18 protein-coding genes are annotated in these 21,034 nt (G+C 69.2%); 8 read left to right on the forward strand and 10 right to left on the reverse strand.

Annotated elements, in window-relative coordinates:
- Positions 1-2: 2 nt before the first annotated feature.
- Positions 3-896, reverse strand: a complete 894-nt coding sequence (locus ACOJVU_RS04865) for an alpha/beta hydrolase (protein ID WP_421528741.1) — start codon at positions 894-896, stop codon at positions 3-5.
- 199 nt (positions 897-1,095) lie between these two features.
- On the opposite strand from ACOJVU_RS04865, the gene ACOJVU_RS04870 reads away from it, so the two are divergent.
- The 3 genes from ACOJVU_RS04870 to ACOJVU_RS04880 all read left to right on the forward strand — a co-directional run bounded on the left by ACOJVU_RS04870 (position 1,096) and on the right by ACOJVU_RS04880 (position 3,760).
- Positions 1,096-1,887, forward strand: coding sequence for a crotonase/enoyl-CoA hydratase family protein (locus tag ACOJVU_RS04870; protein ID WP_421528742.1), 792 nt, complete (start codon positions 1,096-1,098; stop codon positions 1,885-1,887).
- A gap of 68 nt (positions 1,888-1,955) precedes the next feature.
- Entirely contained in the window at positions 1,956-3,467 is a 1,512-nt protein-coding gene (locus ACOJVU_RS04875; protein ID WP_421528743.1) for a class I adenylate-forming enzyme family protein, read from the forward strand.
- Positions 3,464-3,760: a hypothetical protein gene (locus ACOJVU_RS04880; RefSeq protein ID WP_421528744.1), complete on the forward strand. Its 297-nt coding sequence runs from the start codon at positions 3,464-3,466 to the stop codon at positions 3,758-3,760. Before ACOJVU_RS04875 ends, ACOJVU_RS04880 begins: the two co-directional genes overlap by 4 nt.
- Here the strand turns inward: ACOJVU_RS04880 and ACOJVU_RS04885 are convergent.
- The 3 genes from ACOJVU_RS04885 to ACOJVU_RS04895 all read right to left on the reverse strand — a co-directional run bounded on the left by ACOJVU_RS04885 (position 3,757) and on the right by ACOJVU_RS04895 (position 7,135).
- Complete coding sequence (locus ACOJVU_RS04885) at positions 3,757-4,335, reverse strand: TetR/AcrR family transcriptional regulator (protein WP_421528745.1); 579 nt, start codon at positions 4,333-4,335, stop codon at positions 3,757-3,759. The genes ACOJVU_RS04880 and ACOJVU_RS04885 overlap by 4 nt on opposite strands.
- 517 nt (positions 4,336-4,852) lie before the next feature.
- The gene (locus tag ACOJVU_RS04890) at positions 4,853-6,322 is read right to left on the reverse strand and encodes an aldehyde dehydrogenase (protein ID WP_421528746.1); all 1,470 of its coding nucleotides are present in this window, start codon (positions 6,320-6,322) and stop codon (positions 4,853-4,855) included.
- 42 nt (positions 6,323-6,364) lie between these two features.
- Positions 6,365-7,135 (reverse strand): class I SAM-dependent methyltransferase, encoded by a 771-nt coding sequence (locus ACOJVU_RS04895; RefSeq protein ID WP_421528747.1) that lies wholly within the window; start codon positions 7,133-7,135, stop codon positions 6,365-6,367.
- Between the two features lie 54 nt (positions 7,136-7,189).
- Here ACOJVU_RS04895 and ACOJVU_RS04900 point away from each other — a divergent pair, with 54 nt between their 5' ends.
- Positions 7,190-8,377: a glycosyltransferase family 4 protein gene (locus ACOJVU_RS04900; RefSeq protein ID WP_421528748.1), complete on the forward strand. Its 1,188-nt coding sequence runs from the start codon at positions 7,190-7,192 to the stop codon at positions 8,375-8,377.
- A gap of 59 nt (positions 8,378-8,436) precedes the next feature.
- Here ACOJVU_RS04900 and ACOJVU_RS04905 read toward each other — a convergent pair whose 3' ends face one another.
- Together ACOJVU_RS04905 and ACOJVU_RS04910 are read right to left on the reverse strand one after the other, a co-directional pair.
- Positions 8,437-10,164 (reverse strand): hypothetical protein, encoded by a 1,728-nt coding sequence (locus ACOJVU_RS04905; protein WP_421528749.1) that lies wholly within the window; start codon positions 10,162-10,164, stop codon positions 8,437-8,439.
- A 20-nt stretch (positions 10,165-10,184) separates the two neighbouring features.
- Complete coding sequence (locus tag ACOJVU_RS04910; protein ID WP_421528750.1) at positions 10,185-11,468, reverse strand: DUF3068 domain-containing protein; 1,284 nt, start codon at positions 11,466-11,468, stop codon at positions 10,185-10,187.
- 243 nt (positions 11,469-11,711) lie between these two features.
- Here ACOJVU_RS04910 and ACOJVU_RS04915 point away from each other — a divergent pair, with 243 nt between their 5' ends.
- Positions 11,712-12,944, forward strand: a complete 1,233-nt coding sequence (locus ACOJVU_RS04915) for an acyltransferase family protein (RefSeq protein ID WP_421528751.1) — start codon at positions 11,712-11,714, stop codon at positions 12,942-12,944.
- Here the strand turns inward: ACOJVU_RS04915 and ACOJVU_RS04920 are convergent.
- Positions 12,910-14,403 carry an AMP-binding protein gene (locus tag ACOJVU_RS04920; protein ID WP_421528766.1) on the reverse strand — a complete coding sequence of 498 codons (1,494 nt, stop codon included), beginning with the start codon at positions 14,401-14,403 and terminating at the stop codon, positions 12,910-12,912. The two genes, ACOJVU_RS04915 and ACOJVU_RS04920, sit on opposite strands and share 35 nt — an antisense overlap.
- Positions 14,404-14,424: 21 nt before the next feature.
- Entirely contained in the window at positions 14,425-15,402 is a 978-nt protein-coding gene (locus ACOJVU_RS04925; RefSeq protein ID WP_421528752.1) for a phosphotriesterase-related protein, read from the reverse strand.
- A 74-nt stretch (positions 15,403-15,476) separates the two neighbouring features.
- On the opposite strand from ACOJVU_RS04925, the gene ACOJVU_RS04930 reads away from it, so the two are divergent.
- Entirely contained in the window at positions 15,477-17,198 is a 1,722-nt protein-coding gene (locus tag ACOJVU_RS04930) for an acyl-CoA dehydrogenase (RefSeq protein ID WP_421528753.1), read from the forward strand.
- Positions 17,199-17,547: 349 nt separating this feature from the next.
- Positions 17,548-18,102 carry a hypothetical protein gene (locus tag ACOJVU_RS04935; RefSeq protein WP_421528754.1) on the forward strand — a complete coding sequence of 185 codons (555 nt, stop codon included), beginning with the start codon at positions 17,548-17,550 and terminating at the stop codon, positions 18,100-18,102.
- A 61-nt stretch (positions 18,103-18,163) separates the two neighbouring features.
- On the opposite strand, the gene ACOJVU_RS04940 is transcribed toward ACOJVU_RS04935, so the two are convergent.
- Complete coding sequence (locus ACOJVU_RS04940) at positions 18,164-18,712, reverse strand: hypothetical protein (RefSeq protein WP_421528755.1); 549 nt, start codon at positions 18,710-18,712, stop codon at positions 18,164-18,166.
- A 653-nt stretch (positions 18,713-19,365) separates the two neighbouring features.
- Positions 19,366-20,628, reverse strand: coding sequence for an amidohydrolase (locus ACOJVU_RS04945; RefSeq protein WP_421528756.1), 1,263 nt, complete (start codon positions 20,626-20,628; stop codon positions 19,366-19,368).
- Between the two features lie 227 nt (positions 20,629-20,855).
- Here ACOJVU_RS04945 and ACOJVU_RS04950 point away from each other — a divergent pair.
- A partial coding sequence (locus ACOJVU_RS04950) for a TetR/AcrR family transcriptional regulator (RefSeq protein WP_421528767.1) occupies positions 20,856-21,034 on the forward strand: 179 nt, incomplete at its 3' end.

Below are 21,034 nucleotides of genomic sequence, written 5' to 3' on the forward strand. Positions count from 1 at the left end.
GGTCAGGCCGCCGCGGTCAGCGCCTCACGCAAACGGTCGCACTGGCTGTCGCAGAAGCGTTGTGACACTGCGGTGTTGGGTGCCCACAGGTCGAAGCCGTGGAACGCTCCGGGGATGACGTCGACCTGGCACGCCACCCCGGCGGCCCGCAGCCTTTCGGTGTAGTCGAGGTCTTCGTCGTGGAAAAGGTCGTGGGTGCCGACGCCGATCCACGCCGGCGCCAGCCCCCTCAGGTCGTTGCGCCGGCCCGGGACGGCGACCTGCGGGTCGGCGCCGCCCAGATATGCCGCCCATCCGAACCGGTTGCTGCGCGCACTCCACAGCCGGTGGTGTGGGTCGTGTCCGGACTCCGAACTCCGGTCGTCGAGCATGGGATATGCCAGCAGCTGGAACCGGGGGCTGACTTCCGCGCGGTCGCGGGCCAGCAGCGCCAGGGCTGCGGCGAGCCCGCCGCCGGCGCTGGCGTCCCCGATGGCCAGCCGCCGCGCATCCACGGACGGCAGCTCGGCAAGCCAGGTCAACGCCGCGTAGCAGTCCTCCAGCGCTGCCGGATAGGGATGTTCGGGCGCCAGACGGTATTCCACCGACGCGACGGTGATTCCCAGGCGGGTGCTGAACCGCCGGCACACGGGGTCGTCCTGTTCGGCGCTGCCGATCACGTATCCACCGCCGTGAATCCACAGCAGCGCGGGCGTCGTCCCGGTGGCGCCGACGGGCCGGAACAACCGCACGCCGCTGCCCGGGCCCAGGTCGATCACCTCGACGTCGCCGGCGCCGTCGCGTCCGCGCAGCTTCGTCACCGCCCGCACGACCCGCAGAGTCCGGGGGCTGACCAGGTGCCGCGGCGTGAAGCGGGCAATTGTGCGCAAATCGGGGCGAACGTCGCTGTTGGGCATGGGTCGAGTATTGCCCACGCCGCGCGTCGCCGGTGCGATTCTGTGGCGGTCTGCGGGTTGGCCGCAACCTGGCCCGACGGGCACCCCGGGGATGGAAACGAGGCTCTCGCAGGATGTCAATGCTATTTCCGGTTCACTCGCGGGGCCGCTACCATCAGTCAGGACTATCCACTGACTGGGTGAGGAGCTCCGGCGCACCGTGAGTACAGGCAACGAACAGGCCGGCACCGAGGAACCCGAAGTCCTCGTCGAGCAACGGGGCCGGATCCTGATCATCACCATCAACCGGCCCAAGGCCAAGAACGCGGTCAACGCCGCGGTCGCGCGCGGCCTGGCCGACGCGATGGACCGGCTCGACGCCGACGCCGGCCAGTCGGTGGGGATCATCACCGGCGCGGGCGGATCATTCTGCGCCGGAATGGACCTCAAGGCTTTCGCGCGGGGCGAGCTTCCGGTCGTCGAAGGCCGCGGCATGGGGTTCACCGAGCGCCCGCCGGACAAGCCGCTGATCGCGGCGGTGGAGGGCTACGCCCTGGCCGGGGGCACCGAGCTGGCGCTGGCCACCGACCTGATCGTGGCGTCGAGGGACTCGGCGTTCGGGATCCCCGAGGTCAAGCGTGGTCTTGTCGCCGGTGGTGGCGGACTGCTGCGGCTGCCCGAGCGCATCCCCTACGCGGTCGCGATGGAGCTGGCCCTGACGGGGGACAATCTGCCCGCCGAGCGCGCTCACGAACTCGGGCTCGTCAACGTGCTGGCCGAGCCGGGCCGGGCGCTGGAAGCAGCGATCGCGCTGGCCGAGCGGATCGCCGCCAACGGGCCGCTCGCGGTGGCGGCCACCAAGCGGATCATCGTCGAGTCCCGCGGCTGGAGCCGCGACACCATGTTCGCCGAACAGATGAAGATCCTGGGCCCGGTGTTCGCGTCGAACGATGCGAAGGAGGGCGCCATCGCGTTCGCCGAGAAGCGTCCGCCGCGCTGGACAGGCTCCTGACCCCGGTGCACTATTTTCGTAGAGTCTCGGTGCGATCCGAAAATGCCTGGTGATCAGAAAGATCGAGGATGAGCATTTCGTTGCTGCTCGAGATGGCCGCGTCGGACAGCCCCGACCGCACGGCGGTCGTCTGTGACGGTGTGCGCTTGAGCACGCAGCAGCTCAGTGATCTCGCCGACGGCGGCGCGGGCGTCATCGCGGCCTCGGGCGCCGGGCATGTGGCGTACGTCGGCACCGGCGGCGACATGCTGCCCGTGCTGATCTTCGCGGCCGCCCGCGCCGGGGTGGCGTTCACCCCGATCAACTACCGGCTGTCGGCCGAGGGCATCCAGACCCTGATCCGGCGGCTGCCCGAACCGCTGGTGATCGTCGACGCCCGCTACCGCGACGCGGTCGGGGACGCCTCGCCGCGGGTGATGCTCTCCGACGACTTCCTGACCGCCGCGCGCGAGTGCGAGCCGGGCTCCGACGTCCCTGCGTTCGCCGACCCGGATTCGGTCGCGATCGTGCTGTTCACCTCGGGCACCACCTCGCAACCCAAGGCCGTCGAGCTCACGCACAACAACCTCACCAGCTACGTGACCGGCAGCGTCGAATTCGCCTCGGCCGCCGACACCGACGCGGCGCTGATCTGTGTGCCGCCCTACCACATCGCCGGCGTGAGCGCCGCGCTGTCGAACCTGTACGCCGGGCGAAAGATGGTGTACCTGCCCAACTTCGACGCGCGCGAGTGGGTCCGGCTGGTCAACGCCGAGCGGGTGACCACGGCGACGGTGGTGCCCACGATGCTGGACCGCATCGTCACCGCACTGGAGGCCGACGGCGCAGCCTCCCGCGAGCTGCCGTCGCTGCGCAACCTGGCCTACGGCGGCTCCAAGGTCGGGCTGCCGCTGGTGCGCCGGGCGCTGGAACTGCTGCCGGGGGTGGGTTTCGTCAACGCCTACGGTCTGACCGAGACCAGCTCGACGATCGCGGTGCTGACCCCCGACGACCACCGCGCGGCGCAGGCCGCGTCCGACGCCGCCGGCGCCCGGCGGCTGGCCTCGGTCGGGCGGCCCCTGCCCGGCGTGGAGGTGCAGATCCGCGACGAGAACGGCACGCTGCTCGGGCCGGGGCAGACCGGGGAGTTGTTCGTGCGCGGCGAGCAGGTCTCGGGACGCTACACCGGGATCGGTTCCGTGCTGGACGCGGACGGCTGGTTCCCGACGAAGGACATCGCCATGCTCGACGAGGACGGCTACCTGTTCATCGGCGGGCGCAGCGACGACACCATCATCCGCGGCGGGGAGAACATCGCCCCGGCCGAGCTGGAGGAGGTGCTCGTCGAGCATCCGCACGTGCGCGACGTCGCCGTGGTCGGGGTGGAGGACGCGCAGTGGGGCCAGGCGATCGTCGCGGTGGTGGTGCCGGCCCCGGGGTGCGAGCCCGACCCGGAGGAACTGCGTGAGTTCGTCCGCGAAAACCTGCGCGGGTCACGCACCCCGGACCGGGTCGTGTTCCGCGATGAACTGCCGACCACCCCCACCGGCAAGGTGCTGCGCCGGGAGATCATCGAGAAGTTGGAGGGACTGCACGCATGATCAAGAACGGAACCCGTCTGGCCAGCCAGGTGTGCGACACCCAGGTCATCGTGGTCAGAAGCGCCGACAGCCTCGACGACCTGCGGTGCGGCGGTGCGCCTATGGTGGCCATCGGCGCCGAGCGGTCGGGCGAGCTCGACCCGGCGTTCGCCGGGGGCAGCGTGATGGGCAAGCGCTACGTCGACGACGACGGCGCCGAGGTGCTGGTGACCAAGCCCGGCGCCGGGAGCCTGAGCATCGGCGCGACGCCGCTGCAGCTCAAAGAGGTCAAGCCGCTACCGGCCAGCGACTAGCTCTCCCGCTTGTCGGGCAGGCCGTTGCGGATGACGAATTCCTTTGCCTTGATGAGGAATTCGATCTGATCGCCGACGTGGTGGAGCGGGTCGATGCTGCGCGTCGAGCGGGACAGCAGGATCGCGCCCTCCAGCGCGGCGATCGACATCACTGCCAGTGACGCCGCATCGCCCTCGTCGAAGCCGTCGGTGATGAACGCCCGGGTCATCGCCGCGCACCAGCGGCCGAGGACGGCACCGGCCTCCTTCGACAGCGCGCGCTCGTCGTCGGTCGAGCCGATCGCGGCCGCCACCACCGGGCAACCGGCGCCGAAGTCTCCGTCGGTCAGCAGGCGTTCCCAGAACCCGACGAACTCGCGCAGCAGGGCCCGAGCACCCCAGCCCGCGGCGTCGTCGATCATCGCGGTGATGGAGTCGCCGGAGTACCGCAGCGCCTCGCTGAGGATCTGGTTGCGCCCGTCGGGGAAGTGGTAGTACACCGAGCCGCGCGGCGCGCCGCTGCGGGCGAGCACCTCGTCGATGGTCACGCCGGCCGCCCCGCGTTCGCGCATCACCTCGGCGGCGCTGATCAGCATGTTCGTGCGCGTGTCGCACCGCTTCGTGGCGGAACGGTCAGGCGCCTTGTCAGTGGTGGTCCGCCTAGCCGTCGACACGGTCGCACCGTCCCTGGCTGACCTCATGAAGCGTGCGAATGCCGGGGTACCGACCAAAAGATGCTGCGCGGACCAAACCGGAAGGGGCGCCGCATGAGGTCGGGTAGCTCACGGGTGAACCGGTAGCCGGCGACATTGAGTTCGATGATCCACATGATTTTCTCCCCAGCCGTGTCCGGCCTTTGATTATGCTAAGAATCATAGAAGGCATCCGTCCAGCAAGCAATTTTTATTCCCTAAGTAAACCCTGCACCATTGTAAATCTCTGAGACGGCCGTCACGCTATCGGCTGGAGGCGAAAGGTTACGCCCCGATTTCTATGGTTTATCGCATAATGGCCTCGCTCGCGCACCAGCCAAAAACGCCGAGCGTGCACTCACCGCGAGGAGTCGAAACCTCGTAGTGAGTGCACGCTCGGCGCGCGGGGTGTCAGTCCTGGCTAGCCCTCGACGGTGTGACCCATCGGCATCAGCACGCTCTTCTGCTGGGTGAAGTGCTCGACGCCTTCGGGCCCGTTCTCGCGACCGATGCCGGAGTTCTTGTAGCCGCCGAACGGGCAGCAGGGGTCGAACGCATACCAGTTGATGGCGTAGGTTCCGGCGCGGACCCTCTCGGCGATCTTGATGCCCTTGTCGATGTCCGTGGTCCACACGCTGCCGGCCAGGCCGTACACCGAGTCGTTGGCGATCGTGATCGCGTCCTCTTCGGTGTCGTAACCGATGATGCTCAGCACCGGGCCGAAGATCTCCTCCTGCGCGATCGTCATCTTGTTGTCGACGTCGGCGAAGACGGTGGGCTGCACGAAGAAGCCAGCGTCCAGGCCCTCGGGGCGGCCGCCGCCACACACCAGCCGAGCGCCCTCCTCGATGCCCTTGGCGATGTAGCCCTCGACGCGGGCGCGCTGCCTCTCCGAGATCAGCGACCCGATCTGGGCGGCCGCGTCCGACGGCGGGCCCACCGGCAGCGCCTGCACGAAAGTGCTCACCGCCTCGACGATTTCGTCATAGCGCGAGCGCGGGGCCAGGATCCGGGTCTGGGCCACGCAGGCCTGCCCGGTGTTCATGATCCCGGAGAACACCAGCATCGGGATCGCGGAGGCGAGGTCGACGTCGTCGAGGACGATGGCCGCCGACTTCCCGCCGAGTTCGAGGGTGCACGGCTTCAGCATGTCCGCGGCGCGCCGGCCGATCTCCTTGCCGACGGCGGAGCTGCCGGTGAAGGAGAAGAGGTCGATGGCCGGGTTGGAGGTCAGCGCCTGGCCGGTCTCGACCCCGCCGGGCACTACCGACAGCACGCCCTCGGGCAGGCCGGCCTCGGCGAAGGCCTCCGCCAAAAGGTTTGCGCTCAGCGGTGTTTCGGCGGCCGGCTTGAGCACCACGGTGCAGCCGGCCAGCAGCGCCGGGCCCAGCTTGTTGACCGCGAGGAACAGCGGCACGTTCCAGGCGACGATGGCGGCTACCACCCCGATCGGCTCACGGTAGACGATGGTCTGCCCGTAGCCGCCGTTGCGGATCTCCCGCCACGTGACCTCGTCGGCCGCGGGGCCGGCGAAGTAGTTCAGCGCGCCGATCGAGCTCATCCAGTGCATGGTCTCGATGCCGGTGGGTGGCTGACCGGTCTCGCCGGCGAGGACCTCGGTGAACGTGTCCTTGCGTTCCTCCATCAACTTGAGCGCGTTGGCGATGACGGCCGCGCGCTCCTTCGGCGGCGTGGTGGGCCAGGGGCCGTTGTCGAACGCGGCGCGCGCCGCGGCGACCGCCGCGTCGAGGTCGGCCGCCGCCGCCAGCGGCGTCTTGCCGACGTACTCGCCGGTGGCCGGGCAGTGCACCTCGATCACCTCAGAGGTGGCCGGTTTTGTCCACTTGCCGCCGATGAAAAGCTTGTCGTATTCGGTCTTGATGTCGCCCATGGGCGCCACCCTACCCAAGGGGACGCGAAACGAGAACATGTTTCATTCCAGCGGTTTGAGGACCAGCACCAGATTGCTGACGAGGAACTCGCGCAGCACCGGCACCGACGTCATCCACCAGGCCCATCGGGGGTGGTAGCGGGGAAATGCGGCGACTGCCGCACCCGTGCTCGCGGCCCAGGTCAGCCCGTCGGCGGCCGACACCGCGAACAACGACGACCCGTAGTCGTTTTTGGCCCGGTGGCCGTGTTTGCGGGCGTACCGCGCGGCGGCGCGCGCGCCGCCCAGATAGTGGGTCAGCCCCATCTCGTGGCCGCCGAAGGGGCCCAGCCAGACGGTGTAGGACAGGACCACCAGCCCGCCCGGCCTGGTGACCCGCAGCATCTCGCCGCCGAGCTGCCACGGCCGCGGCACGTGCTCGGCGACGTTGGAGGACAGGCAGATGTCCACCGAGTCGTCGGCGAACGGCAGCGCCATGCCCGACGCCCGCACAAACGTGCCGTTCCCCCGGTCGACGGCCGGGCCGCCCGCGTGCATCTCGTTCGGGTCCGGCTCGACGCCGATGTAGCGGACGCCGGCGCGGCCGAAGGCCGCCGCGAAGTAGCCGGGGCCGCCGCCGACGTCGAGCAGCGTGCGGCCGGCCGGGGCCTCGCCGCGGCTCGCCCGCCACAGGTCGCCGACCATTGCCACGGTGTCGGCGGCCAGTGCCCGGTAGAACCGCGGCGGGTCGGGCTGCTCGTGGCGGAACGCCGACAGCAGCCGCAATGACCGCGCAAGCGTCGCCCGGCGGGCGACGATGTCAGTGACGGCCACCGGCCAACCCTATGGCTGCGCGGCGGGCATCGTCGCCCGGCTAGGCTGATCCCGATGTCCATCCTGCGCTCGGTGCTGCTGTTGTGCTGGCGCGACACCGGCCATCCCCAGGGCGGAGGCAGCGAGGCGTACCTGCAGCGCATCGGAGCGCAGCTGGCCGGCTCGGGCATCGCCGTCACACTGCGCACCGCCCGCTATCCGGGCGCGCCGCGCCGCGAAGTGGTCGACGGCGTGCGGATCGTGCGGGCCGGTGGCCGCTACTCGGTCTACGTGTGGGCGCTGCTGGTGATGGCCGTTCAGGAGGCTGGGGCGCGACTGGGGCTCGGGCGGCTGCGGCGGGCGCGGCCCGACGTGGTCGTCGACGCGCAGAACGGGCTGCCGTTTCTGGCCCGGCTGGTGTACGGCCGCCGGGTGGTGGTGCTGGTACACCACTGCCATCGCGAGCAGTGGCCGGTGGCCGGGCCGGTGCTCGGCCGGGTGGGCTGGTTCGTCGAGTCGAAACTGTCGCCGTGGCTGAATCGGCGCAACCAGTACCTGACGGTTTCGCTGCCCTCGGCTCGGGATCTGGTCGCCCTCGGGGTGGACGACGAGCGGATCGCGGTCGTCCGCAACGGCCTCGACGAGGCGCCGGCGCCGTCGTTGTCCGGCCCGCAGGCGGCAACCCCGCGGGTGGTGGTGCTGTCGCGACTGGTCCCGCACAAGCAGATCGAGGACGCGCTGGAAGCCGTTGCGGAGCTGCTCCGGCGCAGACCGGGCATACCCGGTCTGCGCCTCGACATCGTCGGCGACGGATGGTGGCGGCAGCGGCTCGTCGACCACGTTCACTCCCTCGGCATCACCGACGCGGTGGTCTTCCATGGCCACGTCGACGACGTCACCAAACACCATGTGCTGCAGGGCTCGTGGGTACACGTGCTGCCCTCGCGCAAGGAGGGATGGGGTCTGGCGGTCGTCGAGGCGGCTCAACACCGGGTGCCCACCATCGGCTACCGGTCCTCGGGCGGCCTGTCCGACTCGATCGTCGACGGGGTGACCGGCATCCTGGTGGACGACCATGCCGAGCTGGTCGATCGCCTCGAGGATTTGCTGTCCGATCCGGTGCTGCGGGATCAACTCGGCGCCAAGGCGCAGACACGCACCGGCGAGTTTTCCTGGGCGCAGAGCGCCACGGCAATGCGCGGTGTGTTGGAGGCGGTACAGGCCGGCCGGTTCGTCAGTGGTCTGGTCGGCACCGGCATCTGAGCGCGCGCCCCGCGACGCATAAACCTATGCGACGTCTCTCGGCGTGTCGTCGCCATAATTTATGTGTCGTGGAGGGCGGCGCCCGCGCCGCGGCGGCGCCGAACTGCGCCGACCGCTGAGCCGACCACCGCGCCAGCGGCCCCCGCGATCAGCAGCGCCAGCCAAGCCAGGTGCGCGGCGAGCGTCACGTCGCGCCGGGCCGCGGACCCCTCCGCGGTGTCGCCGCCGATCCGGTAGAGCGCGATCTCGTCGTCACGGTAGACAGGCGCCAGGGCGTCCAGGGTGCGACGGGCCGCGCCCATGTCATCGGCGCTGCCCGATTCGACGACCAGCCACCCCACGCCGGCGCCGGCCGCCACGGAAGGGTCGGGTCCCGTCAACAGCAGGTCCTGGACCGCGCGGGCGTGGCTGCCCTCCCCTGGTACGACGACGCCGGAGATGATCAGGTCACCGGTGGTGAGCACGTCGGCGCGCACCCAACGAGGCAGCGGGTCCAGCACGGGTGCGGGACCGGACCACGAAAACCGCCGCATGGTGCCGGCCGGCAGCACTGCGACAGCGCGCGGATCGGCGTTGACCGCCGCAGCCACGGCCGCCCACCCCGGCGGGTAGCGCACCGGCGCAACCCTTCCGCCCACGCCCCACGCCAGGTCAGGCTGTGTCGCGATCAGCGCGAGGCAGCACACCAGCGCGGTGGCTGATGGTTTCAGCGGCCTTGCCCACCTGGGCAGCGTCACCACCGCGCCGGCGCCCGCCAGCGCACAACCGGGCATCGCCAGTGCCACCCACTTCTGCCCGTCGCGCAGCACGCCGAGGCCCGGTGCGGCATCGACCAGGGTGCCGAGCGCGCGCAGCCCAGGCCCGGTCGCCAGCGCGGCGACCACCAGCACCGAGACCACCGCCAGTCCGAGCAGTGGCGCCGCGGTGCGACGGCGCGCCGCCGCCGACGCACCGGCGGCCACCACACCCAGCAACGCCACGGCCGAACAGATCGCGAAAAGTGTTGCCCGCGAGGCGGGTACGGCCTGGCCGTTCCAGATGCCGCCGAGGCTGGCCAGGCTGAGCAGCGTGCCCAGGCCGGGCTCGGCGCGCGGCGCGAACACCCGCACCCCGAGCCCGTTCGCCGCGGTATGGGCGGTCAACGACGAGCTCATCGCCGCCGCGGTCAGCCAGGGCAGCGCCGCCACCAGAGCGGCGCCCACGGTCACCGCGGCGCACAGCCGGCGCGAGCGGCCCGGGCCCGGCGTACCGACACACACCAACGCGACCGTCGCGGCCAGCATCAACCCGGTCGGGGTCAGGCCGGCTGCCGCGATCCAGAAGACCAGGGCGGCAAACCCGGTCCCGGACGACCGCAGCGCGAGCATCGCCGTCGCCACCCACGGCAGACAGCCGTAGCCGACCAGCAGGCTCCAGTGCCCTTGCAGCAATCGTTCGGCCACATACGGATTCCAGATCGCCAGCGTGGTCGCGACGAACTGGCCGGGCGCGCCTGCATCCGGCAGTGCCGTGTCGACCAGTCGCGCCGCACCCCATCCCGCCAGCCACAACCCCGTGACGAGCAGCACCTTCACCACGACACCGCCGTCGACCACCCGCGAGGCCAGCGCCACCGCAAAATCCTGCGGCGTCGCCCGCGGGGCCGACGCCAATCCCAGGGCGGCGTCGGACAGGTAGGATCGCGGCGTCGACACCGCGTCGCGCAGCAGCAGATATCCCGGCCCCAGCAACGGTGCGGTCAGCAGCAGCGCCAAGGCCAGCGCGTACCCGGGCCGGGTCCAGCGCACGGTGAGCCGCCCGAGCCGGGTTATTCCCGCTCGGGCGCGCCGCCGGGTTCATCGGGCGCGGCCGACTCCGATTCGGACGACTCGTCGGACGCCAGGGTGGGCGCGTCCGGTTCGGCGGGCGCGTGATCCACGTCGGGGCGCTGGGTGGGAAGTTTCTCGGTTTCGGCTTCAGCCCCGGGCACGGGCGCGTCGGCGCCACCGCCGGAGAACTCCTGGTCGCCGCGGTCCAAGCCGGGATCGGTCAGCGCGCTCTCGATGCGCAGGCTGAACGAGGCCAGCAGCGCGCCCCCGATCACCGCGATCAAGCCGGTCGCGGTGAAGGTGATCGGCAGCACCCGCGACCACAGCGCCAGCCGGTCGCGCTCGTCGCGAGCGGCGTTGACCTGCGATTCGACGGTGTCCTCGTCGGAGGTGACCTTATAGTCGACCAGCGTCAGTTCCGGCTTGAGCGGATCGCGCGCGTAGTAGTGGTTCGCGTGCACGACTTCCTTGACGATGGTTCCCGACACCGGGTCCACCCAGAAGGTTTTCTGCGCGGCGTAGTAACGCGTCATCGTGATCTGCTCGCCGGGTTCGCCGGGCACGCCCCACATGGCCGCGGACGCGGTGACTTTGCCGTCCTCGTTGCCGGCGTACAGCGACGGATAGACGACAGGAGCCACCAGCTTGCCGGCGCTGGTGTAGCCGATGTTCTGCGTGAACCGATACGTCGTCAGCCCGTTGACGTCGTCCTGGCTGTCGTAGTTGACGTCGAACGCTTTTTGCGCGATCGGATCGAAGTACGGGTACGTCTTCTTCTCGGTGTGGAACGGGAACCGATAGGACAGCCCGTCGTGGCGCAGCGGGATAGCGGCCGGTGGGTTGTCGTCGCCGAACGCGCGCGGCTTCTGCACCGAGCCGCCGGCGCGCGTGTCGTCGGACACGGCCATGGCCGTCTTGCGGTTGAGGGTGACGGTGTCCACGATCGCCAGCAGCAGCCCGCTGTCCTTCTGCTTGTCGGTGCGCCGGACCGTCGACCCGGCCTGCAGCGTGACCACGTCGGCATTCGCGGGCGACTCGACGGTGATCTGTTGCTGGGAGACCAGCGGCACGTTCTTGTTGGTCACCAGATGGTCCGTGGACAGGGATCCGAGGTCGAGCGCGGCGCCGGTGCCCGTGCTGACCAGCGTGGTGTCGATGTCGAGTGGAACCTTGGTGATCCTGCTGCCGGTGTACGTCGACAGCAACAGCGCGGCGATCAGCAGGGCGGCTCCGAACCCGATGATCCCGCACGCGGCAAATCGCAACATGACTGCTCGGTTCACGTTGCCGTGCCCTCCTCGTGGTCCATGTCGTGGTCCGTTGAAGGCCCCGTTGCTCCCTGGGCTCGCCGGCCGGACCGAGCAGCAGGCTAACCGGTTTGACCCTAACAGCAGATCGTCGGGCCCCGGGTGCGGAAGGAACCTGAGGCCACGCAGCAGTCGGCGGTGCGGTTATCGGCGGGAATCAGGAGCAGGGTAGCGGGGTGCACACGGAACGCGGCGAGCCGTCACCGGCACACTGGGATGATGACCGACGGGATGATGACCGACGGGATGATGACCGACGGGATGATGACCGACGGCCGGCAGGTGGGCGGAAGCCGCAGCTTCCTGCCCGCCGTGGAGGGCATGCGCGCCTGCGCGGCCATCGGTGTGGTCGTCACCCACGTCGCTTTCCAGACGGGTCACTCCAGCGGCGCCGCCGGCCGGCTGCTCAGCCGCTTCGACCTGGCCGTCGCCGTCTTCTTTGCGCTGTCGGGATTCCTGCTGTGGCGCGGCCATGTCGCAGTAGCGCGTCAGGGGGGACCCCCTGATCTGAGGCCCCCCCGCACCGCGCACTACCTGCGGTCGCGGTTCATCCGCATCATGCCGGCCTACGTGGTGGCGGTCGTGGTGATCCTGACGCTGCTGCCCGACGCCGACCACGCCAGCCCGACGGTATGGCTGGCCAACCTGACCCTCACCCAGATCTATGTGCCGCTCACCCTGACCGGCGGGCTGACCCAGATGTGGAGCCTGTCGGTCGAGGTCGGCTTCTATCTCGCCTTGCCGGTGCTGGCGCTGCTGGCCCGCCGTCTCCCGCTGCGGGGCCGGGTGCCCGCGATCGCGGCACTGGCGGCCCTCAGCTGGGCATGGGGCTGGACCCCGGTGGTGGCCGGGCACACCGATTCCGGCGCCAACCCGCTGAACTGGCCGCCGGCGTTCTTCTCCTGGTTCGCCGCGGGGATGCTGCTGGCCGAGTGGGCGTACAGCGAGGTCGGGTGGCCGCACCGGTTGGCCCGCCGTCGGGTGCCGATGGCCGTCTTCGCGGTGCTGGCCTACTTGGTCGCGGCGTCGCCGCTGGCCGGCCCGGAGGGCCTGGTCCCCGGTTCCCCGGCGCAGTTCGCGGTGAAGACCGCGATGGGGTCGCTGGTGGCGTTCGCGCTGGTGGCGCCGTTGGTGCTGGACGGCCCGGACACGCCGCACCGACTGCTGGGCAGCATCGGCATGGTCACGCTGGGGCGCTGGTCCTACGGGCTGTTCGTCTGGCATCTGGCCGCGCTGGCCATGGTATTCCCGGTGATCGGGACGTTTCCGTTCACCGGCCGGATGCCGGCGGTGCTGGTCTTGACGCTGGTGTTCGGCTTCGCGATCGCCGCCGTCAGTTACGGCCTTGTCGAGTCGCCCTGTCGGGAATGGCTGCGGCGGTGGGAGCGGCGCGCCAAGTCGACCGGACCGAAGGCGGTCATCGATGCCGAGGCGGATGCGATCGCGCCATGATCTCGGCGCGCACCGCCGAGCGCCGTGCTTTGCCGGCGTCGTCGCGTAAGGGGGTGCCGACGAACTCGACGAATTCGGGGGCGGGCGGCAGCTTGTAAGGCGCAAGTTGCTCACGCAGGAACTCCAGCACGCCCGTCTGGTCCAACCCGGCGCCGTCGGACGTGTGCACCAACGCGTAGGGCACCTGGCCGAGGTCTTCGTGAGGAACACCGACGACCAGGCACGACAACACGTCCGGGTGTGCAGACAGGGCATTCTCGATCTCGGCGGGGTAGACGTTGCGCCCACCCACGGTGAACATGTCGACCCGGCGGTCGGACAGGTAGAGGAACCCCTCGGCGTCGAAATAACCGAGGTCGCCCAGCGAATCCCATCCGTCACGGCTCTTGGCAGTCGCGCCCACATAGCGATAGGTCGGTGGGCTGCCCGGCGTGGGCCGCATGTAGATCTCGCCGACCACGCCCGGCGGGCACGGATTGCCGTTGTCGTCGAGGACCTTCATCTCCCCGGCGACCACCACGCCGACCGAGCCGCGATGTGTCAGCCACTGATCGCCGGAGATGAAGGTCAGCGCCTGAAATTCGGTGCCGCCGTAAAGCTCCCACACCTTGTCCGGTCCGAGCAGGTCGATCCAGGCCTGCTTGACAGCCGGTGGGCAGGGCGCGCCCAGATGCCAGAACCGCCGGATCGAGGACAGGTCGTAGGCCCCCGGGTCGGCTTCCTGATCGGCTTGGTAGACCGGCAACACCCGCTGCATGATCGTCGGCACCGTCGTCAGGAACGTGACCCGGTGCTCGGTGATCAGCCGCAGGAACTGCTGCGGGTCGAACCGGCTCATCACCACCAGGTGGTGGCGCATCAGCAACGCGATCGTCGCGGTGGTGAACCCGGTGTTGTGGCTCATCGGCACCGACATCAAGGTGGTGTCACCCTCCTGCGCGCCGAGCGGGTAGCCGATGGCGGCCGGGATCCGGCTGTCCCCGCCGGACTCGATCAGCTTGGGCCGACCGGTGCTGCCACCCGACCCCATGGCTTTCCACACCGGCGAGACCGCTTCCGGTAACGCGGCGTCGGACAACGAAGGGTCGGGCACGAAACCGGCTGGAACACTGGGTATTCCGGGAAAATCGCGGCCCACCAGCAGGGCGGGAGGTCGCAGGTCCAACAACCCCTGCAGCTCCGCGGCCGGCAGCCGCGCAGACAACGGCTGGGGCACCGCGCCCAGCTTCCAGCACGCCACCGCGGCCTGGATCCACTCGATGGAGTTGGGCAGCAGCATGGTCACGTAGTCGCCCACGCCCACGCCGCGCCGCGCGTAGGCGCGGGCCAGTCGGTTCGTGGAACGGTCGAGCTCGGCGCGGGTCAGCGTCACTCCGTCGCAGGTGACCGCGGGTTCGTCGGGTGCGAGGCGGGCCAGCGCCGTGATCTGGGTGCCGATCGGGGGAACGGGGTTCGTCACGCCCGGCTCACCCGGAGCCATTTAGTAGGCACCCTGCCGCTCGAAGATGCGGCGCGGATTGTCAACCAGCATCGTGTGCAGCTGCTCGTCGGTGACGCCGCGCTGCTTGAGCGCGGGGATGACGTCATTGTGGATGTGCAGGTAGTGCCAGTTCGGCATGACCTGCGGCACCAGCTCTTCGGGCAGCGCGTCGAAGTAGCAGCTGGCATCGTGGGAGAGCACCATCTTGTCGGCGTGCCCGCGCTCGCACATCTGCGCGACGATGTTCACTCGCTCCTCGAACGGGGAGATGACATCGATGCCGAACCGGTCCATCCCCAGATAGGAACCACCGGCGATGAGCTCTTCGAGATAGCCGATGTCGGTGCTGTCGCCGGAGTGCCCGATCACCACCCGGCTCAGGTCGACGCCCTCCTCCTCGAAGATCTTTTGTTGCTCGAGCCCGCGCCGCAGCCCGGCGTGGGTGTGCGTGGAGATCGGCACCCCGGTGCGCTTGTGCGCCTGGGCGACGGCCCGCAACACCCGCTCGACGCCGGGGGTGACGCCGGGTGCGTCGGTCGCGCATTTGAGGATCCCCGCCTTGATGCCGGTGTCGGCGATGCCCTGCTCGATGTCGCGGACGAACATGTCGGTCATGATCTCCGGACCTCCCAGCTCGGCGCCCGGGCCGAGGTAGTGAAAGTAGAACGGCACGTCGTTGTAGGTGTAAAGCCCGGTGGCCACAACGATGTTCAGCTCGGTGGCCGCCGCCACCCGCGCGATGCGCGGAATGTAGCGGCCCAGCCCGATCACCGTCAGGTCGACGATGGTGTCCACGCCGCGGGACTTCAGTTCGTTCAGCCGGGTGATGGCGTCGGCGACGCGCTGTTCCTCGTCGCCCCAGGCCTCGGGATAGTTCTGCGCGATTTCGGTGGTCATGATGAACACGTGTTCATGCATGAGCGTGACGCCGAGCTCGGCGGTATCGATGGGTCCGCGGGCGGTATTGAGTTCTGACACGCGATTGATGCTAGGTCGACGGGCCTCTGACCAACAGGGTCCCCGCGAGGCCGTTTTGGCAGTACGGTCACGTCATGTTGCTCAACCCCAGTCACCTCAAGCGCACCTACCCGGACCACCGCTCGGCGGAGATCATGGCCGCCACGGTGGATTTCTTCGAGTCGCGGGGCAAGGCCCGGTTGAAGTCCGATGACCACGACCGGGTGTGGTACTCGGACTTCCTGAACCACATCGGCCGCGAACGCATCTTCGCGTCGCTGCTGACACCGAGCGCCTACGGCTCGGATGACTGCCGGTGGGACACCTACCGCATCAGCGAGTTCGCCGAGATCGTCGGCTTCTACGGGCTGAGCTACTGGTACCCGTTCCAAGTCACCGCGCTCGGGTTGGGCCCGATCTGGATGAGCGACAACTCCGACGCCAAACGCAAGGCCGCCGCCCAACTCGAGGCCGGCGAGGTGTTCGCCTTCGGGCTCTCGGAGCAGACCCACGGCGCCGACGTCTACCAGACCGACATGCTGCTGAAACCCTCGAAAGGAGGTTGGGTCGCCAATGGGGAGAAGTACTACATCGGCAACGCCAACGTGGCCCGGATGGTGTCGACCTTCGGCAAGATCGCCGGTGGTCCGGGAAAGGACGACGAATACGTCTTCTTCGCGGCCGACTCCCGCCACGATCGCTACGAGCTGATCAAGAACGTCGTCAACTCGCAGAACTACGTCGCCAACTACGCGCTGCGCGACTACCCGGTCACCGAAGCCGAGATACTGCACCGCGGGCCCGACGCCTTCCACGCGGCCCTCAACACCGTCAACGTCTGCAAGTACAACCTGGGCTGGGGAGCTGTGGGCATGTGCACCCACGCCATGTACGAGGCGGTCACCCACGCGTCCAACCGCGTCCTGTACGGAACCGTCGTCGCCGATTTCGGCCACGTGCGCCGGCTGCTGACCGACGCCTACGTGCGGCTGGTTGCGATGAAGCTGGTGACCACTCGCGCCTGCGACTACCTGCGCAGCGCCTCGGCGACCGACCGCCGCTACCTGCTCTACAGCCCGCTCACCAAGGCCAAGGTGACCAGCGAGGGTGAGCGGGTCATCATCGCGCTGTGGGACGTGATCGCGGCCAAGGGCGTGGAGAAGGACACCTTCTTCGAAGCCGTGACCCGCGAGATCGGCCTGCTGCCCAGACTGGAGGGCACGGTCCACATCAACATCGGCCTGCTCGGCAAGTTCATGGCGAATTTCCTGTTCGCCCCGGACGCGGCCCTGCCGCTGCTCGGCCGGCGTGACGACGCCGCCGACGACACCTTCCTGTTCGCCCAGGGACCGACCGGCGGCCTGGGCAAGGTGCGCTTCCATGACTGGCGCTCGACGTTCGCGGCCTTCGCCCACCTGCCCAACGTCGCGCTGCTGAGCCAACAGATCGACGTGCTTGCCGAGATGCTGGCCAGTGCCACCCCCGACGCGGCCCAGCAGCGCGACATCGACTTCGCGTTCGCCGTCGGCCAGCTTTTCGCCATGGTGCCCTACGCGCAGCTGGTCCTCGAGGAGGCCGGGTTGTCCGGCCCGGGAGCAGGTGTCGACCCGACTCTGATCGACGAGATCTTCGGCGTGCTGGTCAGGGACTTCAACGGCTACGCGGTCGAACTGAGCGACAAGCCGGCCACGACGGACGAACAGGCGCGGTTTGCGATGCGCATGATCCGGCGCCCGGCGCACGACCCCGCGCGCTACCACCAGGTCTGGAAGGAACACGTCCAGCCGCTCAGCGGCGCCTACCAAATGCGGCCCTGAGCTGATCCGTAGTGCGCTACGTCGCGTTATTTCGTTTGGCCCTCTAAACTACGCCCAGAATCCGTTGCTGCGCCCAGGTTTCCGCCAACTCAGACGCCCGGACCGCATTCGAGGAGACGATCGTGCGGTACGGCCTACGCCCAGACCATCGCCGACGCCGAGGGCTTTTCCGCGACGCTGTTCGCCGACGGCGTGCAGGGGTTGCCGACAGTTCTGAACAACGCGTCGGCGCAATTCGTGCAGGGCGATGTGATGCAGGCTTTCGCGACCGTGTGCAACTACGCAAGCACCGATCTCTATTCTCTATCTCGATCCGATCGAGACGCTGGTCAAGGGTGTGGGACCGGTGATGACCTCGTTCGGGAGCAATGTCGACAGTCTGCTGTCCGCACTTCCCCTGGCACTGAGCGACTACATGCTGGTGAGCCCGCTGTACGCGCTGGGTAGCGGCGTGGCGGCGCTCGCCGAGGTGGTCCAGGAGACCACGCAGGCGCAGGACGCCGGGGACCAAACCCTGGCGTTGACCGACCTGTCCAATGCCCCCGCGGCGATCGTCGACGGCTTCCTCAACGGCTACAACGGTCCCGATTCCGACCTCTTCCACGGCACCCCGTACGGACTGCTCACCTATGCGGGTGGCCCCAACGGCCCCGACGGGACTTTCCAGCTTCTGCTGGATGCCGAGGGCGACCTGGCCGAGGAGATCAAGCCGTTCACTGCGCCGGCCAGCGCAGCGGTGTCCCCGCTCGAATTCTCGGTGAGCTCAGCGCAGCTGGCCGGCGCGCTGGATGGTTTCGACACCGCAGCGCTCCTTGACGCCGGCCACCTTTCGGCGGATGTCGGCGGTATCTTCGGCCAGCTGGCGGCCGACTTGGGCGCGATCGCGTCCGGTTTGATTTCCTGAGCCGATACGGTGGGCGGCGTAACCGTAGCCGGACCGTAGCCTCCTGGCGTCACGACGGCGCTCAGCTGGGCGTGATCGCCGCCGCCAGATCCGCCGATGCGCCCTGCAGGCGGGGAATGAGACCGCCGAACTGCGTGCCCCCGAGCGTGACGGTTTGGGTGACCGCAGGCCCGACCACTGGTTTGGCCACCGCGGTCGCCACCGCCGGCTGCAGCGGCGTGAGAATCCCGCCGACCGGGATGGAAGCCGTCAACGACTGGGTGGTGGCGCCCGGGATCGTCAGCAGCGACGGCGGCAGATCCAGTGTGATCGTCGCCTGGCCGTTGAGGAAGCCGTTGGCGATGACGGCCGGCGCCTCGCCCAGTGCACGTAACGCGCCCGCGACGTTCCCGGTCTGCACCGCGGTGAGGGACGTCGTGCCGCTCAGGGCGGCGGCCTGCCCGGTGACGATCGGTACGCCGAGTGTGTCGAGGGCCAGGGTCAGCGGCAGTCCGGTGGTGAACGACGGGTTCGTCCGCGAGATCACCGCGTTGATGGAGGTGTCGGTGACCGTCGTGAGGCCGTTGGTCAGGTTCTGCGCGATCTCGCCGGGAATGGACACGATGGGCAACAGATCCCCCCAGCGCGCCGTCGATCGTGACGGTCGGCGCGTTGTGGCAGTCGACGACGGTGAACCCCAAGTCCAGGTAGCCCTTGCCCAGGGCCTGCACCGCACCGCCGACGTTTCCCGCCGCGAGAGCCTGAAACGCCGTCAGGTAGGCCGAGGGCAAAGCCACCACGCCGGCTCCGAAGTCCTGGACTGCGCCGGTCACCGAGGTGCCGACCGTGGTGGCGTAGGCCGCCTGGTTGGTGACGAACTGGCGCAGGAGCGGCGCCGGGTCGGCAGACCAGGTGTGGTAGATCCCCTGCAGGTTGGCTGACGTGTTCGCCCACAGTTGCGCATAGGCGTTGGTGGTCGTCGCCGCCTGCACCGGCGCGGCCGCCACCAGGCTGCGCCGGCGGTATCGGCACCGAGGTACGCGGCCGCACCACTGTTGAGCAACCGGACGAACTCGGCATGCAATGCCCCCGCTGCGGTGACCATCTCGGGCATGGTGCTGACGAATGCCATGTGGTTCTCCCTTGGCGTGACGCAGCGCGACGTGTCCCTCCGACGGCGTCCAGGGGCGGTCGACCCGTGCCGACGAGGCTAACTCCCCGCGCGGCGGTGTCAGGGAGAATTAGCCGAAGTGCGCGCGGCGACGGGTAGCTACGGTCGGCAGCTCACGTACCGAGCAGTTCGAGCATCACGTCACCGGCGACTTTGGCCCCGAAGGGGATCGCCGCCAAATCCACCCGGTAATCCGGACTGTGCGGGGAATAGGGGAACAGCTTCCCGGCCGCGAACGCCTCGGCGTACACCTGGGGGTCGGCCACCCCGACGAACAGGTAGGCCAGCGGCAGGTCAGGGTGGGGGCCTTTGAGCAGCTGGCAGTCTTCCGACGCCGTCACCGGGAGCGGGTGCGTCACAACGTGATCCGGCCCGATCGCCGCAGTCAGGGCAGCGGCGAGCCGCGCGCACAGGTTCTCGTCGTTGACCAGCGGCGTGCAGCCACCGCTGAGCGTGATCTGCGGGAGCTTGTCCTCGGGCATGCCGTAGGTGCGGGCGATGCCGTGGCAGACCGCCTTGATCCCGTCGAGCAGCCGTTGGCGCACGTGCGGGTCGAACCAGCGCAGGTTGGCCTTCAGCAACGCCTGCGAGGGGATGACGTTGTGCGCCGACCCGGCCTGCACCGCCCCGACGGTGAGCACCGCGGTGTCGTGCGGGGCGATCATCCGGCTGACGATCGTCTGGAATTCGACGACCGCCAGGGCGGCCATGAGAACCGGATCCTTGGCCAGCTGCGGCATCGACCCGTGGCCGCCGACACCGTTGAACACGATGTCCACCTGGTCGGACCCGCTCATCGTCGGACCGCCGGAGGCGGCCACCATCCCGACCGGGCCGGGCGCGGTGTGCATGCCCACCAGGTGATCGGGCCGCGGCACCGCGTCGTAGAGGCCGTCGTCGACCATGGCTTGCGCTCCGGCTATCAGTTCCTCGGCCGGCTGGCCGACCAGCACGGCCGTACCCGACCACGCGTCGGTAGCGGTGGCGAGCACCTTGGCCATGCCCAGCATCCAGGTCACGTGGGCGTCGTGCCCGCACACGTGCGCGACCGGGGTGGGAGTGCCGTCCGTGCCGGTGAGCTGCACGGTGCTGGCGTAGTCCAGGCCGGTGTCTTCGGCGACCGGCAGTGCGTCCATGTCGGCGCGGTACATCACGGTGGGTCCGGTGCCGTTGCTCAGCACGGCCGCCACGCCGGTGCGGCCGATCCCGGTGTGCACCTGGAACCCCAGCCCGGTCAGCTCGCGGGCGACGATCCCGGCGGTGCGGGTCTCGGCGAAGCCGAGTTCGGGATGGCGGTGCAGGTCTTTGAACAGTTCGACCAGTCGGGGCGTGTCGGCGTCCACCGCGGCGTCGACGAGTTGTGAGCGTGTTGCCATTGCTGCCGGCCTTTCGCTGTCAAAGCGGGCCGGAAGCTCGCCTCGGCGATCTCGGCGCGCCGATTCGGTCGCGTACCGCTTGATTCGACCCGCTTCATTCGACCCGCTTCATTCGACCGTAGACGACGCACGGGACCGATCGCGGTGCGGCAAGCGAACACCGCCACCCTTGACTGTGACACAACTCACGGTAAAGTGACCAGTGGTCATCTACGAGGGGAGTCACCATGCCGACGGTGACGTGGGCACGCGTCGACCCCGCCCGGCGCGCCGCGGTAATCGCAGCCGCGGAGGCCGAATTCGGGGCGAACGGATTCTCCGGAGGGAGTCTGAACGTCATCGCCCGCCGAGCGGGAGTCGCCAAAGGCAGCCTGTTCCAGTATTTCGCCGACAAACGCGACTTGTA

The organism is Mycobacterium sp. THU-M104, from assembly GCF_049197365.1.
In the GTDB taxonomy this organism is placed as follows: domain Bacteria; phylum Actinomycetota; class Actinomycetes; order Mycobacteriales; family Mycobacteriaceae; genus Mycobacterium.

Excerpts from the sequence above, each read along its gene's own strand:
- ACOJVU_RS04865 (WP_421528741.1), bottom strand. The coding sequence starts at position 896 with ATGCCCAACAGCGACGTTCGCCCCGATTTGCGCACAATTGCCCGCTTC.
- ACOJVU_RS04875 (WP_421528743.1), top strand. The coding sequence starts at position 1,956 with ATGAGCATTTCGTTGCTGCTCGAGATGGCCGCGTCGGACAGCCCCGAC.
- ACOJVU_RS04880 (WP_421528744.1), top strand. The coding sequence starts at position 3,464 with ATGATCAAGAACGGAACCCGTCTGGCCAGCCAGGTGTGCGACACCCAG.
- ACOJVU_RS04885 (WP_421528745.1), bottom strand. The coding sequence starts at position 4,335 with ATGCTGATCAGCGCCGCCGAGGTGATGCGCGAACGCGGGGCGGCCGGC.
- ACOJVU_RS04890 (WP_421528746.1), bottom strand. The coding sequence starts at position 6,322 with ATGGGCGACATCAAGACCGAATACGACAAGCTTTTCATCGGCGGCAAG.
- ACOJVU_RS04900 (WP_421528748.1), top strand. The coding sequence starts at position 7,190 with ATGTCCATCCTGCGCTCGGTGCTGCTGTTGTGCTGGCGCGACACCGGC.
- ACOJVU_RS04915 (WP_421528751.1), top strand. The coding sequence starts at position 11,712 with ATGACCGACGGGATGATGACCGACGGGATGATGACCGACGGGATGATG.
- ACOJVU_RS04930 (WP_421528753.1), top strand. The coding sequence starts at position 15,477 with ATGTTGCTCAACCCCAGTCACCTCAAGCGCACCTACCCGGACCACCGC.
- ACOJVU_RS04935 (WP_421528754.1), top strand. The coding sequence starts at position 17,548 with ATGACCTCGTTCGGGAGCAATGTCGACAGTCTGCTGTCCGCACTTCCC.
- ACOJVU_RS04945 (WP_421528756.1), bottom strand. The coding sequence starts at position 20,628 with ATGGCAACACGCTCACAACTCGTCGACGCCGCGGTGGACGCCGACACG.